Origin of the sequence: Campylobacter cuniculorum DSM 23162 = LMG 24588, assembly GCF_002104335.1 — a bacterium.
GTDB classification, from domain to species: domain Bacteria; phylum Campylobacterota; class Campylobacteria; order Campylobacterales; family Campylobacteraceae; genus Campylobacter_D; species Campylobacter_D cuniculorum.
In genome coordinates this window covers 18921-35835 of sequence record NZ_CP020867.1, presented here as the reverse complement: position 1 = coordinate 35835, position 16915 = coordinate 18921, and the positions used below count along the sequence as shown (strand labels likewise).

Sequence of the window (16915 nt, the reverse complement as noted above, 5' to 3'; positions counted from 1 at the left end):
GTCTGCTATGATGCACGCTTTGCGTGCTTAATCCTTAATCAATCTTACCAAAATACTCACATTTAGTTTTAAGTTTAGTCTTAAAGTTTTAGGACTTTTTTATGATAAAAATTTACACAATAAAGGAAAAATTATGGCAGAAAATCATTTACAAAATACACTTGCTTTACACGCAGGATATGAATTTGACACTCAAAGAACTATTAGTGTGCCCATCTATCAAAACACAGCTTTTAGCTTTGAAAATTTAGAACAAGCCGGCAATCGCTTCGCCCTTAAAGAGCTTGGAAATATTTACGCAAGACTGACAAGTCCTACGGTGGATGTTTTGCAAAGAAGACTTGCAGCGGTTGAGGGTGGAGAATTTGCGGTTTGTGCCTCAAGTGGTTCCGCAGCTTCATTTTATGCTTTGGTCAATTGTGCTCAAAATGGAGACAATATACTTTTTTCAAATAAAATTTATGGAGGCACAAATACACTGATTCAGCATACTTTAAAAAGATTTGGAATTTCAAGCAAGGAATTTGATATTGATGATTTAAGCACACTTGAAAAATCAATCAACGAAAAGACTAAGGCGATTTTTTTTGAAAGCCTTTCAAATCCGCAAATTTCCATCGCAGATACAGAAAAAATCGTCCAAATTGCTAAGAAACACGGCATTATAACCATTTGTGATAATACCGTTGCAACGGCATTTTTGCATAAAGCTTTTGATTTTGGTGTTGATGTTGTGGTGCATTCTTTGAGCAAATATGTCAATGGACAAGGCAGTGCTTTAGGCGGAGTGGTGATAGAAAGAAAGGGTTTAAATGAATTGATTAAAAACAATCCTAAATATCCAGCTTTCAACACTCCCGATGCGAGTTATCACGGGCTTGTTTATGCGGATTTAAATTTGCCGATTTTTTGCATAAGAATCATTACAGAATGGTTAAGAAATATCGGTGCAACCCTCTCTGCACAAAATGCTTGGATACTGATACAAGGACTTGAAACCTTAGGGCTTAGAATCAAAAAACACAGCTCTAATGCCTTAGAAGTTGCAAAATTTTTAGAGTCTCATCCTGATATTAAGGAGGTTAATTATCCGGGTTTGCAAAACAATGCTTATTATCCTTTGCTTAAAAAATACTTTGTTTCCACACAAGCAAGCGGACTTATAAGTTTTGAAGCAAAGAATGAAGCTCACGCAAGAGCCATTTGCAATCGAACAAAAATTTTTGAAATCGTTGCAAATTTAGGAGATTCTAAATCCCTTATCATCCATCCAGCAAGTACAACGCACTCTCAACTCAATGAAAATGAGCTAAAAACAGCAGGAATTTCTCCTACAACGGTGCGTCTTAGCATAGGACTTGAAGATGCGAAAGATTTAATCGATGATTTAAAACAAGCGATTGAAAATTGATTTAAAATATAAGGAGAAAAAATGCCATTAGTTATACCAAAAGAAATTCCAGCTTTTGACATACTCAAAAATAGTGTTTTTGTTATGGATACACAAAGAGCAAATTCTCAAGATATAAGAGCACTTGAAATTTTAATCCTCAATCTCATGCCAACCAAAATTGAAACAGAAAATCAACTCTTATCTCTTTTGGCAAATTCTCCTTTGCAAATTCATATCAGTTTTATTGCGACTCAAAGTTATGTTGGCAAAAACACGCCTTTGACTCATATGGAAAAATTCTATCAAGGTGTCAATGAGATTAAAAACAAAAAATTTGACGGAGCCATCGTTACGGGTGCTCCTGTCGAACTTATGAATTTTGAAGATGTTAAGTATTGGGAAGAATTAAAGCAAATTTTTGATTTTTTACGCGAAAATGTTACAAGCACAATGTATCTTTGCTGGGGTGCAATGGGAGCACTTTATTATTTTTATGGGATTGAAAAATATGCTTTGGATAAAAAATGCTTTGGAGTTTTTTCTCATACAATCAAAAATCAAGACCTTATCCTCACAAATTTAAATGAAAGAGTTTTAATGCCTCATTCAAGACACAGCCATATCAATGAAGCTCAAATTTTAAATCATAAAGAATTAAAAATTTTGCTTGAAAATGATGAAGCGGGCATTTCAATGCTAAGAGACAAACAAGATATATTTATCTTAGGGCATTTAGAATATTTCAAAAACACTCTAAACCTTGAATACGAAAGAGATGCAAAGATTCAAGCTCCAAAAAATTATTTTGATGAAAAAGGTGAGATTGCATACAATTGGCGTTCAAATGCAAATACGATTTTCTCAAATTGGCTCAATTATGATGTGTATCAAAGCACACCTTATGTGTTGAGTTTTTAGTCAATTTTACACAAATTTAAATTGTAATCAAAAAATAGACTTGGTTTTATAAAAATAAATTTATTTTCAATTTTTATGATTCTGTTTGAATACAAATTTCATTTAAATACCTAATTTTTAAATAAAAATCTAAAATTAATCCGTTTCAAATTTATACTTAAACAAAATGTAATGTTACTTTTATACACTATTTTAAGATTAAAATTATATTATTTTTTAAAAATTTATTTTACAATTTATTAAAATAATGCTATATTTAGTATAAATCAAATATTAAGGAGTATTTATGACACAGGAACAGAAAAATGTTTTGCTGAGGTTTAGAAATTTTGTTTCTTTTCGAAACAAAATTTCTTTGTTGTTGTCTTTGGTGATTCTGGTATTATATTATGTTTTCGTATTTGGTATTGGAATGGCCCCTGAAGTTCTAGGCTCACGGATAGGAACAAGCTCTGTTTCGCTTGGAATAATTTATGGAATTTTTATCATTGTATCTTGTATTATTGTTACAGGACTTTACACTTTTGTAGCAAATCAATATATGGACAAAGATCAAGATGAAATCCTAAGCGATATAGAAAAAAGTGGGCTTATGGAAGATCTTAAAAATGGAAAAATAACTTATAAAATTCAAGAATAAGGAAAAACCATGAAAATTTTATCTTATTTTATTTATATGACGACCTTTTTAAATGCAGCTTCTGTGGATTTATCGGATGCAAAAAAGAGCGATTTAAATTTAACCGCTATTTTTATGTTTGTGGCTTTCGTGGCTGTTACCATATTCATCACTTATTACTCAAGCAAGAAAACCAAATCAACGACTGGTTTTTACACTGCAGGTGGAAATATTACCGGTTGGCAAAATGGCGTGGCTATTGCCGGTGATTATATGAGTGCCGCAAGCTTTTTGGGTATAGTTGCCTTAGTTTTTTCTAATGGCTTTGATGGGCTTATTTATTCTATAGGATTCTTAGTGGGTTGGCCTATTGTTTTATTTTTAATTGCTGAAAAATTAAGAAATCTTGGAAAATACACCTTTGCCGATATAACAGCTTATCGCTTAGACTCGAAACCTATTCGCATTTTATCGGCAATTTCAGCCTTAAGCGTAGTCATTTTTTATCTCATAGCACAAATGGTAGGAGCTGGACAGCTCATACAGGTGCTTTTTGGTCTTCCTTACACCTCTGCGGTTGTTTTAGTGGGAATTTTGATTATGATTTATGTTGTCTTTGGGGGTATGCACGCGACAACTTGGGTGCAAATCATTAAGGCTATTTTACTTTTAAGCGGTTCAACTTTTATGGCTATTATGATTTTATATCTGACTAAATTTGATTTAACTTCATATTTTCAACAAGCCATAGCTCATCATCCAAGTGGGGAGAAGATTATGAAACCGGGAACCTTTTTACCTGATACCATTTCAGCTGTATCCTTAGGACTTGCTTTAATGTTTGGAACAGCGGGTTTGCCTCATATTTTGATGAGATTTTTCACGGTTAGGAATGCTAAAGAAGCTAGAAAATCAGCATTTTATGCAACCTCTTTGATAGGATATTTTTATATTTTAACCTTTATTATAGGTTTTGGAGCCATTGTATTTTTACTTGGAAATCCTTTATACACTAACGAAGATGGAACTTTTAATGGTGTTACAAATATGGTTGCGGTTTTACTTTCTGAAGTTTTGGGTGGAAGTGTGTTTTTAGGCTTTATTTCTGCAGTAGCGTTTGCAACCATACTTGCTGTTGTGGCTGGACTTACGATTTCTGGAGCAGGAGCCATCAGCCATGATTTATTCGTTAATGTTTGTAAAAATGGAGTTTGCGACCCAAAAGAAGAATTAAGAGTTACAAGAATATCCGCAGCTTGTCTAGGAATTTTAGCCATACTTGTAGGAATTATCTTTGAAAATCAAAATGTTGCTTTTATGGTTGGACTTGCTTTTGCAATTGCTGCAAGTGTGAATTTCCCTATACTTTTATATTGCCTTTATTGGAAAGATTTGACAACTAAAGGTGCGTTTTGGGGAGGATTGATAGGACTCATTGTTGTTGTTAGTCTTGTTATTTTAAGCCCTAGCATTTGGGTGAAAAGCTTTGGATTTACTCAAGCGATCTTTCCTTATAATCACCCTGCGATTTTTTCTATGCCTTTAACTTTTATTTTGATTTATGTCATTTCAAAACTCGATGATTCAAAACGAGCAAGAATAGACAAAGAGGGCTTTGAAGCACAGAATTTTAGAGCACAAAGCGGGGTGGGAATCAGTGAAGCTACGTCTCATTGACAAAAAAGGGCTTAAAAAAGCCCTTTTTACAATAAGATTTAACTTTGTGAAGGTTTTATCAAACTCTTAAAATTTAAAAAAATGAATTTTTGTATCAATTCATACGATTTAAAATACTCCAAAGAGGGTAAAAAATAATAACAAATTAGAAGAAATTTATATCATTGACTGCTTAAAATGACTCTTTTGGTTTTTTACAAGCTTTTTAAGATTTTGATTGAAGGGTTTATTGATAAAAAAATTTTATTTTTTCAAAAACAAAATATAAATCAAAACTCATTAAAATTTAAAAATTTTTATTCAAAATACCTTAAGAAAATGAAGTGAAAAACCGTAGCGGATATTAATATAATTTTTATTAATTTTATTTGCACTCATTTAAAATTTATCAAAGTTTTAGCTTTAATTATATTCTTGCATCTAAGCAATGCCAAATTTAAGCCGTTGCTATTCTTACTATAAAACATTTTAATTCTGTTTCTAGGCTTATAATTTTGGGCTTTAAAACATTTGTATTTTTTATTTATATTTTATCAATTTCGATAAAAATTTTATCTTAAAATCAAATATGATTCTAAGATATACTAGAATTTAACTGCTTTATCACACAAAAGTGCTAAGTTTAGATGAAAGTTTAGAAGCTCCATTCAATACATTTTCAGATATATCATTGACTTCTTTAGAAAGTTTTTTAACTGAATTTGCAAGAGCACTCACTTTTTGGATGTTGCCTTCTAAATTCAGCATTTTTTCTTTAACTTCTATACTTTTTTCTTTCATATTTTGGGTTGATTGTATTGAGCTTTGTAATTTATACATAGAATCGACAAGGTCTTTTTGCAAATCATTAACCTTAGCTTGGGTGTCTTTCATAGATTCTCCGATTAAATCCATCAAAGATTTATTATCATTAATCTGCTGGACTATGGTTTGCACAGTTGCGTTGATTGTCGCAAGGGATTTTCCTGTTTTATCTGCCAAAATTCTTACCTCATCAGCCACAACAGCAAAGCCGCGTCCGTGTTCTCCAGCACGAGCGGCTTCAATGGCAGCATTGAGGGCTAAAAGATTTGTCTGTTCAGCTATATCTTTAATAGAATTAGTTATGCCTAAAATATTATCCGCTGTTTGAGTGAGATTTTCCATATTGTCAATCACGCCTTGTTCTTTTTCGTTGTTAGCAATCATAAGTTCAGTAAGCCCATTTAGAGTTGTTTCAACCTTATTCATCAAAGTATGCGTATGCTGCATATTTTCTATGGTTTCATTTGCTAAATTCCCCGATAAAGAAATATGTTCATCTAAGTCCTGTGTGATATTTTTCACGCTTTTTATTTCTTCATTTTGCTCACTTGAGCTTGTTTGGAGTAAATGGGCATTGTTTTTAAGTTGTTGTGAAAATTTATGACTTTCTTTTGCATTTTCACTCGCTTCAAGGACAGAATTTTGCACAATTTCTATAAAAGAATTGATATAAGTTGCACTCGCACCTAATTCACTTTTTGAATCGATTTCTAATCGAGCTTGTAAATTAGCTTCAGCACTTGCCAAATTTGCACTCAATCTTTCAAGTGTGGATATAGGAATGATGACTTTTTTAAGGATTAAAACAATAAACAAAATCAGCAAAATTAAAGTCGAAGCCGCAATAATTACAGCAATATAAAGCTCATATAAACTTGATGAAGCAAATTCAGCTTTAATTTGAGATGAAAATTTTTTAAGCTCTAAACTCAAAGCATTATTTGTATATAAAGATGAATTCTTTTGCATAATCTCAATTTGATTGAGAGCAGTTTTAAGATGTTTGATGAATAAATTAAGATTTTCATCATTTTTTTCGCTTTCAAGCTCGATATTTTTAAGCAACTTTTCAATTTGACTAAGTGTGCTTGATTCAAGTATATTTTGAGTTGCAAGTATGGTTAAAATTTGATTTGTATTGCTCATAATTTTATAAGCATTTGGGTTAGAAAAATTATCCTCATTATATGAAGCAACCAAAGAATTTTCAAGCTCATAAAGATAAGTTTTTGAATTGATGGCTATGGAATTTGCGGATTTAAATTTTTCAATTTGCTCAATCTTGGCTCTAAAAATTTCTTCAATACTTGAAACATTTACATTCAATTTTTTTAAAGCATTCAAACCCTCTTCAAATTCTTTTGCCTGTGAAACTTCTTCATCATAATTATTAAGAGTGAATTTATTTTCAAAAATTCTATCCATTTTGCTGTCTAAAATCGCTAAATTTTGAAGCAGGCTTGTGATTTTCTCATTTTTTTGGAAAGAAGTATAATTGTTAAAGATAAAAAAGCTAAGCAATAAAACAAAAAATAAAACAAATAAACTTAGAAAAATAAATTTTTTCAAAAAGGTGGATTTTCTAGTTTGCTTCATTGTATTCTCCTGTCAAGCTTTCCAAAAATGCTACAATATCCTCTACCACATCTTTTTCCAAAAATTTGCCCAATTGATAATACGCCATAAACTGAATGCAAGCATCAAGACTAGGAATTGAACCATCGTGATAATAGGGTGGAGTTTTAGCAACATTTCTTAAGCTTGGAACTTTAAAGACTAATCTATCCTCTTGTTTTTTTGTCTGTTCAAACCTCCCTAAAGAAGATTCTTCATTAGGATAAACCTCAAAAATTCCGATTTTTTGATACATATTTCCACCGATATTTTGCCCTTGATGACAAGAAATACAGCCATTAGCTTTAAAAGACTCAAAACCTCTTTTAGCTTGAACTGAAATAGCGTTTTCGTCTCCTCTTAACCATTTATCAAAAGGGGAATGAGGAGTGATGAGAGTTTTTTCAAATTCAGCTAAGGCTAAAGCGATTGTATCAACACTTAATTCTCCAAAAAGCTCATCAAATTCTTTAACATAATCTTTATTTGCACTAACCTTTTCAATTAAAATTTCAGGAGTTAAGCCCATTTCCACAGGATTAAAAAATGGACCCTTTGCTTGTTCTACCAAATCCTTAGCACGTCCATCCCAAAACTGAACAAAATTAAAAACAGAATTAAAAACGCTAGGAGAATTCACTCTGCCTAATTTATTTTCCACCCCTGTTGAAACTTCTTTATGATCAACGCCAAAATTTTTCAAATCATGACAAGAATTACAGCTGATTGTGCCGTCTTTTGATAAAGAAGTGTCCATAAAAATTTTTTTACCGAGTTTAGCTTTAGCTTTGTCATAAGCTATGCTTGTAGGAATTGGATTGATTATATCTTGAGCAAATAAAAAATTTATCAAAATCACTATACTTACAAAATAATTTTTCATTAAAATATCCTTGTTAAAATATTAAACTAAATATTAAATTAAGAAATTTACATTCTACTTATCTTGTGTGAAGCGAAAGTGAATTGATTAAAAGTTTCGCAAATTAATATTTAATTTGCGATAATATCAAAAAAAAAAAAAAACAAAAAGTTAATCTTTTCAAAAAGCATAAAATTTTATACTTTTATCTTTAAATATAAAAATTTACTCCATATCCAATACAGCTCCTTTGCTTGCATTGCTTACAAGTTTTTGATACATTTTAAGCCATCTTGAGTTTAATTCTTTTTTAGGAGCCTTATAAGAAGCCTTTCTTTTAGAAATTTCTTCTTCGCTTAAAACGGCATTGATTGTGTAAGAATCTACATCAATCTCTATTTCATCTCCATCTTGTAAAAGTGCTATAAGTCCTCCTTCAGCGGCTTCAGGCGAAATATGCCCCACACTCAAACCCCTTGTTGCTCCGCTAAATCTTCCATCCGTAATAAGTGCCACATCAGCACCCAAACCCATACCCATTAAAAGACTTGTTGGGCTAAGCATTTCTTGCATACCCGGACCCCCTTTAGGTCCCTCATAACGAATCACGCAAACATCGCCTTTTTTGACTTTACCCTTTATAATCCCGCTAATGGCTTCATCTTGAGAATTAAAACACACTGCCTTGCCTTTAAATTGACGCTCTCCTATAATTCCAGCTGTTTTTATCACACAACCTTGCTCGGCTAAATTTCCAAATAAAATTGCAAGTCCCCCGACCTTTGAATAAGCATTTTCTGCCTTATGAATGATATTTTCATCTTTAATAGCCTCATTTTCAATACGTTCTTTTAAACTTTCTCCCGTGATAGTAAGAGTATCAAGCTCAAGCATATGGTTTTTTTGTAAAGAAATTTCTCTTATCACAGCACTCACCCCCCCTGCATCATCAACATCTTTCATCGTAACACTCGGTAAAGAAGGAGCGATTTTTGCAATGTGTGAAGTATTTTTGCTTATCTCATTAATATCCTTAATCTCAAGTGGCACTCCAGCTTCTCTTGATATAGCAAGCATATGCAAAATAGTATTTGAGCTTCCACCCATTGCCATATCTACAACCATAGCATTTCTGATGGCTTTTTCATTGACGATATTGCGAATTTTAAATTTTTCATCTAAAGCAATCTCGCAAATTCTCTTTGCTGCTTTTCTCAAAAGCTCTTCTCTTTGTGGAGTTTGAGCCAAAATTGTCCCATTACCCTTTAAAGCTATACCCATAGCTTCACAAAGCGTATTCATAGAATTTGCAGTAAACATTCCCGAGCAAGAACCGCCACCCGGACAGGCTTGACACTCTATATCTTTAAGCTCTTCTTCGCTGATTTGTTGCGTTTCATAGGCACCAACCGCTTCAAAAACACTGCTTAAAGTGAGTTTTTCGCCTTTTTTACTCAAACCCGCTCTCATAGGACCACCGCTTACAAAAATCGTAGGAACATTGACCCTTAAAGCACCCATAAGCATTCCGGGAGTGATTTTATCGCAATTTGGAATACAGATTAAAGCATCGAGCTGATGAGCATTCATAACAGATTCAACTGAATTTGCAATGATTTCACGGCTCGGTAAAGAATAAAGCATACCCTTATGTCCCATAGCTATACCATCATCAACACCTATGGTATTGAATTCAAAAGGCACACAACCATTTTTTCGAATTTCATCTTTAATAATCTTGGCATATTCATTTAAAAAATAATGACCCGGAATAATGTCTATATAACTATTTGCAACACCTATAAAAGGCTTATCAAAATCCTCATCTTTCAAACCACACGCTCTTAGTAAAGAACGATTTGGAGCCTTTAAATGTCCTTTTTTAATCGCATCGCTTCTCATCAATTACTCCTTTTATTTTTATCAAATGTTTTTAAAGTATAATCAAATTTAAATAAAATCAAATTTAAATTTAAGCCCGATTTTAAATGATTTGATTTTGATTAACAAAAATGATTTAAAATTAAAAGTAAATTTCACACAATAAAGGAAAAAAAATGAAAAAAATCTTATTTTTAATCTTTGCTTTTATAAGCCTTTTATCTGCAGCTGTTAATATCAATACCGCGAGTAAAGAAGAACTTCAAACTCTTAAAGGTATAGGTGAAACAAAGGCTGAAGCGATTTTAGAATACCGCAAAGACCAAAATTTCACTAGCATAGAAGACATTAAAAAGGTTAAAGGCATAGGTGAAAAAACCTTTGAAGAAATCAAAGACTCCATTTCAGTTGAATGAGTTTTTTACAGACAAAAGCGAACTTGTTGGCATAGATGAAGCGGGACGCGGAGCCTTAGCAGGTCCTATGATGATGGCTGCTTGTAAGCTTAAATCTAAGCTACAAGGATTGACAGATTCGAAAAAACTGAATGAAAAAAAGCGGGAACAATTTTATGGACTCATCACTCAAAATTCGGAATTTTTAATCCTTGCTTTTTCAAGCGAACAAATCGATGAATTAGGGCTTAGCTTTTGTCTTAAAAAAGGGCTTGAAATCATAAAACTTCATTTTAAAAATTCTATATTTCTTTATGATGGCAATACAAATTTTGGAGTCAATTCAATCAAAACCCTCATCAAAGCCGACTCCTTAGTCAATGAAGTCAGTGCTGCAAGCATTTTAGCTAAGGTGAGCAGAGATAGAATAATGAAGCAATTTGCTAAAGATTTTCCTTGCTATGAATTTGAAAAACACAAAGCTTATGGCACAAAAAGGCACAAAGAACTCATTGCGAAATTTGGAATATGCAAAATTCATAGAAAAAGCTTTAAATTGCTTTAAAAACACATTAATTTTTGATGAAAATTTTTAAGATAAATTGTATGATTTAAATTTTCAATACTCTAAAAATTCGCCTTTATTTTTGTTAATGATTCAAAATTTTTAATAAATTTACGATATTTGTAAAAAAATTTCTTTATTGAGTTAAGTGTATTTTAGGGCTTTAAATTCTAAAATGATATTTTTCCAAATCAATTAAAAAAAGGATAAATCAATGCAAGCAGCTTATGAAAATTTCAAAAAAGAATGCAAAAAATTTCTACTCAACGCAGAGGAATGTAGAATTTATGATGATTATCTTAGACGCTTTGCCTACGGAATCGATGCATCTTGTTATCGCTATATCCCAAAACTCGTTTTAAAACCAAATAATGAAGAAGAGGTGCAAAAAATCATTTTATTAAGCAAAAAATTCAATATCCCTCTTACTTTTAGAGCTGCTGGAACAAGCTTAAGCGGACAAGCTTGCACAAATCATGTGCTTGTGGTGTGCATGAAGGGGTGGCAAAGGATTGAAGCAAATGAAAATTCTCTATGGTGTGATTGTGGAGTTATCGCCTCACAAGCAAACGAAGCCCTTAAAAAATTTGGCAAAAAAATAGGACCTGACCCCGCAACCATAAACAATGCAAGTATAGCGGGAATTTTTTCAAACAATTCAAGCGGTATGTGTTGCGGAGTTAAACAAAACAGCTATCAAACCATTAAATCCGTGCGTGTGATTTTAAATGATGGCTTTATTTTAGACACTTCTGATTCTGAAAATCTTAAAGAATTCATCCAAACTCATCAAAAGCTTGTCGATGAACTTTTAAGTCTTAGAAAAGAAATTTTAGAGGATAAAGAGCTATGCAAGGAGATTGAACGTAAATTTCGCATCAAAAATACCACAGGATATGGTCTTAACACTTTCATAGATTTTAGCGATATTAAAGATCTTTTAAATCATATTTTTATAGGGGCTGAAGGAACTTTGGGTTTTGTTTCAAGGGTGGAGTATTATGCTGTGGAGGACTTTAAATTTAAAGCTTGTGCCTTGCTTTTTTATGAAAATCTTAGCCTAGCATCTTTAGCCATTAAAACACTTTCAAAAAACGATGCCTTAGTCAGTGCGGCAGAGATTATGGACTATGCGTGTTTAAAAGCTATGTCTCATATGCAAGGTCTGCCTCAAATTTTACAAGAATTAAAAGAAGGAAATTGCTGTATTTTAATCCAGCTTGAAGAAAATCAAAAAGAACTTCTTAAAAACAACACAGCCTTCATCACAAAAGAGCTTGAAAATATTCCTACACTTTTTGGGATAAATTTTAGTTTTGATGAGCAAGAACAAGCGAGTTGGTGGAAAATTCGTAAGGGTTTATTGCCCATATCTGCGGCTAATAAGCGTCCAAAAAGCACGGTTATTACAGAAGACATTTGCTTTGAAATTGACAATTTCGCAAAAGGCATTGAAGGCATTACAAAGCTTTTTGAGCTCTATAATTTTCAAGGCATTATCTTTGGACATGCCTTAAGTGGGAATGTGCATTTTATTATCACTCCGCTTTTAGATGATGTGGTGGAAAAAGAAAATTTTGCAAAATTTATGGATGCTATGGTGAATTTAGTGCTTACTTTAAAAGGCAGCACTAAGGCAGAGCACGGCACAGGACGTATGATGGCACCTTTTATCGAGCAAGAATGGGGTGAGAAAGCCTATAAAATCAATCAACGCATTAAAAAAATCTTTGATCCTCAAAAGCTTTTCAATCCGGATGTGATTCTTTGCGAGGATCCTCAAATTCATATAAAAAATTTAAAACCCTCTCATCAAATCGAGGATTATCTCGAAGCTTGTATGGAATGCGGTTTTTGTGAAAAGGTTTGCCCGAGCAAGAATTTTACTCTCACTCCAAGACAAAGAATTGCTGTGCATAGAGAAATCAAACGCCTTCAATCCTTAAAAGAAAAAAGTAAAGAACAAGAAGAGGAATTAGAAAATTTACAAAAAGGATATAAATATTTTGTGATAGATACTTGTGCAACTTGTTCAATGTGTTCTACGCTTTGTCCCATTGAGATTGATACAGCAAAAATTGCGAATTCTTATTACAATAACAAGGCATCAAAAAAAGAGCTTTTTATTGCAAAAACCCTCTCCTCTCATATGGATAAAACTATAAATTTAGCAAAATTTGGTATGAGTATGCTTGATTTTGGCTCTAAAATACTTGGTCAAGACAGGCTTGAAAGATTGAGCTTTAAATTGAATCAAAAATTCAATACTCCGGTGATTTTAAAGACTATGCCACACAAAAATTCCTATACTTTTAAGGATAAAATTTCAAATTCTTACTTTGAAAAAAATGAAAATTCCGCAAGTGTGGTGTATTTTTCAAGTTGTCTTAATCGTGCTTTTAGTGCAAACAAACGCCCTATACAAGAAGTATTTGAGAGCCTATGTCTTAAGGCAAATATCAAGCTTATTTATCCAAAAAATATAGAAAAAATGTGTTGTGGAAAAGCTTTTAAGCATTACACTCAAAAAGAACCTTCACTCAATCCTTTGCATTTTGCCTTACAAGAATTATTGCTTTGTTCTTGCAATGGAGATATTGCTATTGTTTGTGATCATAGTGCTTGTTCTGCTGAAATTTTAGACAAACTTAAGGACTTAAAAGGCTTTGAAAAACTTAAAATTTATGATATGAGTGTTTTTGTCAAAGAATTCATTTTATCAAAGCTTGACATTAAGGCTCTTGATGAAAATATTGGAATTTATTCTGTTTGTGCGACTAAAAAAGGAGGCTGGGCGGATAGTCTTGTTGAACTTGCTCAAAGTTGCACGAAGGCAAAAGTTTATACGCATTCTGGAACTTATTGCTGTGCTTTTGCGGGAAATAAGGGCTTTATAAATCCTCAATTCAATCAAAACGCCTTAGAAGATTTAAAAAACCATTTTAAAAAACTTGAAGTTAAAAAAATGTATGCAAGTTCAAGTACTTGTGAATTAGGTTTGAGTGCTGCGACAGATAAAAATTGGGAGCATATTATTTATCTGCTTGATGAGGTTTCATCTGCAAAAACAATAGAAAATTCTTAATCTTTTCTGTGTGCATTTTCGGTTAAAAAATGTCTTAATTTATTTTTAAGTGTCTGTAGGCTAAAATCTAGTTTAAACTGATATTTTAGAATTTGGAGCAATGGAGATGAAAAAACTCATTTTACTAGGCTTTTTCATCGGCTCTTTTTTAACAATTTTAACAGCTGATGAAACTAGAGCATATGGATATTATACAAATCCTTATTCAGTGCACAGACCTTATAGACCGGGATATTTTAATTCAAACAATTACTACTATTACACAAATCTTTGTGCAAAATGGTATGGTAGAAATACTTTGGATTATATGAGATGTGTTAATTCTTATAAACCTTAAGGAAATTTTGTAGTGGATATTTTTTCAGACAGCTTCAATCCCTATGGGAAGATTGTAGATGATAAAGCCTTGCGTAAAAGCACAATTTCTTATGTAAGTATAAATTCTGCAGTTGTTACAAGAGATTCTAAACAAAATGAATTAATCAATGAAAAAATCAACGAATTACAAGATGCTTTTGAAGCACTTGATGAATTGCAACATGAGGATAAAAAGGAGCTTGAAAAGGAATTTGTAAAGGTTTATTTTACAAATATCACAGGCAATAAAATCACTCAAATTGCATTAAGCAAAGAAGCAGTGATTTTTCTCAATAAAGAATTTGGTTCAGTGCATCAAAGAAAAGATGGTTCATTTTTACTCGATGGAGAAAGCAATGCTTATGTATGGGGTTGGTATAATGAAATAGCACAAAATCAAAATTATTTGCAAGCAGATGCGAACAAAGATGGACTCATTGATGATGAAGAAAAACTTAATTTAAAAAGCCTTTTTATACCAAATCGCTTATGCTATGGTGGTATGTTCTTATCTGCTCATGATATGAAAACGCATAGAAATTTTTCTGATTTAAGTGAGGAGCTTAGGGAAAAATATAAAGATTTCTTTACAAGTGATACACTCAATCTAGCTCTTGATAAAGCTTTACGTTTGGATAGAGATTTTGATGGACTTGTAAAATATACAGATTATGATAAGAATATTTATCATAATTTCATCAAAGATCTGCTTAATGAGCTTATAAAAGACAATCCTTTATTGGGTTTAAGCAAAGAAGATTTTGATCAATTTTTAGAACAATACAAAGAAAAAATCAAGCAAGAACTTGCAAAAAGAAATGAAGAAAAGCTAAAAATTTTTCAAGATAAAGATGACAAAGAAAAAATATACACAAAACTCTTATCCTCAACAGACCTAAGCACCTTAAGCATTGAAGAAAAAAACTTAGCTAAAAAATATTTTCCTAAACTGGTTCAAATGTTAGAAAATAAGCAAAATGTGCAAGACTTTAATCATTTATTTCAAGAACTTCTTCATACAAAAAGCTTCACCATAACAGATAAAATACTTGATTTAAAAGCTTAATTTTTTAAATCAAGGGCTTTTTAAAGCCCTACTGCACTTAAAGTTTGGTATTTATTCATATAAATTTGAGCTTCAATTTTTCTCATTGTATCCAAGGCAACTTGCACAACAATAAGCACAGAAGTACCTCCAAAATAAAAAGGCACACCCATAAATTTCACTAAAATCCAAGGCAAGGTTGCAACCAAGCCAAGATAAATAGAGCCCGATAGAGTAAGCCTTGAAGCTATTTCATTAAGATAATGTGCTGTTCCCTCGCCCGGACGAATTCCGGGTATAAATCCCCCTTGCTTTTTAAGATTTTCAGAAATATCCTTAGCATTAAAAACTATACTCGCATAAAAATACGCAAAGAAAATCACAAATAAAAAGGTTAAGATATGAAACACATAGCCGTTTGGATTTAAAAAATCATTAATGGTTTGAATATAGGGATTAGTACTTGTTTGTAAAATCGTTGTTGGAAACATTAAAATCGCACTTGCAAAAATAGGAGGAATGACCCCGCTTAAATTGACTTTAATGGGTATATAATTCATAATGCGTTTATTTTGATTTTGCATGACGACTTTTCTCGAGTAAGAAATAGGAATTCTCCTTTCTCCAAGCTCAACATAAATAATCACGCCTATTGTGAGTAAAATCAACACCAAAATTGCAAAAGCGGTTAAAAAATTCATCTCTCCAGAATTAATTTGTCCAACTGTATTTGAAATGGCTGCAGGTATGCTAGAAACAATGCCTGCAAAAATGATTAAAGAAATTCCATTGCCCACGCCTCTTTGAGTGATTTGCTCTCCAAGCCACATTAAAAGCATAGTCCCTGCAAGCATAGAAATTGCACAAAGAGCAATGAAAATGTTTAAATCCTCAATCATAATTGCACCAACTCCACCGCGTCCATGCAAACCTTGCAAACCTATGGCTACACCTATGCTTTGAATTAAAGTTATGATTATGGTTGCATAACGGATGATTTGCATATATTTTTGTATGCTGTCTCTTTCTTTTTTCATTTTTCCTATATTTGGAAAAGTAGCGGCTAAAAGCTCCATAATAATCGAAGCTGTAATATAGGGCATAATTCCTAAAGAAATAATAGAAAATCGCTCCGCTGCTCCACCGCTAAAGACATTAAACAACCCAAGAGCATTGTTTTGATTGTTATTAAAAAATTCTGCAATGACATCAGCATTCACGCCCGGAACAGGCACATAAGCTAAAACTCTATAAGCAAATAAAAATGCTAGAGTGATTAAAATTTTATTCACCAGTGTTTTATTCATTATTTACTTCCAGTAACGCTAATATTCTCATCTTTAATTTTTGAAGCTAAATCCTTTGCACTCTTACCAATGAGTTTGATTTTTTTAACAGATTTTGAAATTTTATGCACAGCCTTAATACTCTGAAATGTCAATTCTTTCAAATCTTTAATGGCTGCAATCTTTTCAACATTAATAGCATAAGGTTTTTCTTTCCTCGAGCTAAAACCCACTTTTGGCAATCTTCTTTGAAGAGGTTGCTGTCCGCCTTCAAAGCCTCTTTTTTCATTATAACCTTTTCGAGCGGTTTGTCCTTTTCCACCTTTAGTAGCGGTTTTACCCATACCGCTTCCTTGTCCGCGACCTATTCTTTTGGTTTTATGTGTTGAACCTGCTGCTTTTTGTAAATTCATC

The 16915-nt window shown here is 32.3% G+C and carries 14 protein-coding genes and 1 pseudogene; 9 read left to right on the top strand and 6 right to left on the bottom strand.

The features are described from left to right. Nucleotides 1-133 precede the first annotated feature (133 nt). From CCUN_RS00215 to CCUN_RS00200, 4 genes are all read left to right on the top strand, one after another. The gene (locus tag CCUN_RS00215) at nt 134-1411 is read left to right on the top strand and encodes an O-acetylhomoserine aminocarboxypropyltransferase/cysteine synthase family protein (RefSeq protein ID WP_035175583.1); all 1278 of its coding nucleotides are present in this window, start codon (nt 134-136) and stop codon (nt 1409-1411) included. Between the two features lie 21 nt (nt 1412-1432). Continuing rightward, entirely contained in the window at nt 1433-2311 is an 879-nt protein-coding gene (locus CCUN_RS00210; RefSeq protein ID WP_027304944.1) for a homoserine O-succinyltransferase, read from the top strand. A 286-nt stretch (nt 2312-2597) separates the two neighbouring features. Continuing rightward, complete coding sequence (locus tag CCUN_RS00205; protein ID WP_027304943.1) at nt 2598-2951, top strand: DUF485 domain-containing protein; 354 nt, start codon at nt 2598-2600, stop codon at nt 2949-2951. A 36-nt stretch (nt 2952-2987) separates the two neighbouring features. After that, nucleotides 2988-4607: a cation acetate symporter gene (locus CCUN_RS00200; protein ID WP_035175594.1), complete on the top strand. Its 1620-nt coding sequence runs from the start codon at nt 2988-2990 to the stop codon at nt 4605-4607. 603 nt (nt 4608-5210) lie between these two features. On the opposite strand, the gene CCUN_RS10210 is transcribed toward CCUN_RS00200, so the two are convergent. The 4 genes and pseudogenes from CCUN_RS10210 to ilvD form a co-directional block, all read right to left on the bottom strand. Beyond that, nucleotides 5211-5795, bottom strand: a complete 585-nt coding sequence (locus tag CCUN_RS10210) for a methyl-accepting chemotaxis protein (protein ID WP_415270573.1) — start codon at nt 5793-5795, stop codon at nt 5211-5213. A 510-nt stretch (nt 5796-6305) separates the two neighbouring features. Next, a pseudogene (locus CCUN_RS10205) lies at nt 6306-7007 on the bottom strand (DAHL domain-containing protein); the annotation flags it as partial. Continuing rightward, nucleotides 6994-7908, bottom strand: coding sequence for a cytochrome-c peroxidase (locus CCUN_RS00190; RefSeq protein WP_035175580.1), 915 nt, complete (start codon nt 7906-7908; stop codon nt 6994-6996). The pseudogene CCUN_RS10205 and the gene CCUN_RS00190, both read right to left, overlap by 14 nt. A gap of 204 nt (nt 7909-8112) precedes the next feature. Beyond that, nucleotides 8113-9789 carry a dihydroxy-acid dehydratase gene (gene ilvD, locus CCUN_RS00185; protein ID WP_027304939.1) on the bottom strand — a complete coding sequence of 559 codons (1677 nt, stop codon included), beginning with the start codon at nt 9787-9789 and terminating at the stop codon, nt 8113-8115. Between the two features lie 155 nt (nt 9790-9944). Between ilvD and CCUN_RS00180 the strand changes: the two genes are divergently transcribed. From CCUN_RS00180 to CCUN_RS00160, 5 genes are all read left to right on the top strand, one after another. Beyond that, complete coding sequence (locus tag CCUN_RS00180; RefSeq protein ID WP_027304938.1) at nt 9945-10184, top strand: ComEA family DNA-binding protein; 240 nt, start codon at nt 9945-9947, stop codon at nt 10182-10184. After that, on the top strand, nt 10150-10728 hold the full coding sequence (locus CCUN_RS00175; protein WP_415270572.1) for a ribonuclease HII: 579 nt from the start codon (nt 10150-10152) through the stop codon (nt 10726-10728). Before CCUN_RS00180 ends, CCUN_RS00175 begins: the two co-directional genes overlap by 35 nt. 214 nt (nt 10729-10942) lie before the next feature. Then, on the top strand, nt 10943-13813 hold the full coding sequence (locus CCUN_RS00170) for an FAD-binding and (Fe-S)-binding domain-containing protein (protein ID WP_027304936.1): 2871 nt from the start codon (nt 10943-10945) through the stop codon (nt 13811-13813). A 106-nt stretch (nt 13814-13919) separates the two neighbouring features. Next, nucleotides 13920-14150, top strand: coding sequence for a hypothetical protein (locus CCUN_RS00165; protein WP_027304935.1), 231 nt, complete (start codon nt 13920-13922; stop codon nt 14148-14150). 12 nt (nt 14151-14162) lie between these two features. Continuing rightward, complete coding sequence (locus CCUN_RS00160; protein WP_027304934.1) at nt 14163-15236, top strand: hypothetical protein; 1074 nt, start codon at nt 14163-14165, stop codon at nt 15234-15236. 20 nt (nt 15237-15256) lie between these two features. On the opposite strand, the gene secY is transcribed toward CCUN_RS00160, so the two are convergent. Further along, entirely contained in the window at nt 15257-16522 is a 1266-nt protein-coding gene (gene secY / locus CCUN_RS00155; RefSeq protein WP_027304933.1) for a preprotein translocase subunit SecY, read from the bottom strand. Continuing rightward, a complete protein-coding gene (rplO, locus tag CCUN_RS00150) occupies nt 16522-16914 on the bottom strand; it encodes a 50S ribosomal protein L15 (RefSeq protein WP_027304932.1) in 393 nt (130 codons plus the stop codon). Before rplO ends, secY begins: the two co-directional genes overlap by 1 nt. Nucleotide 16915: the final 1 nt, after the last annotated feature.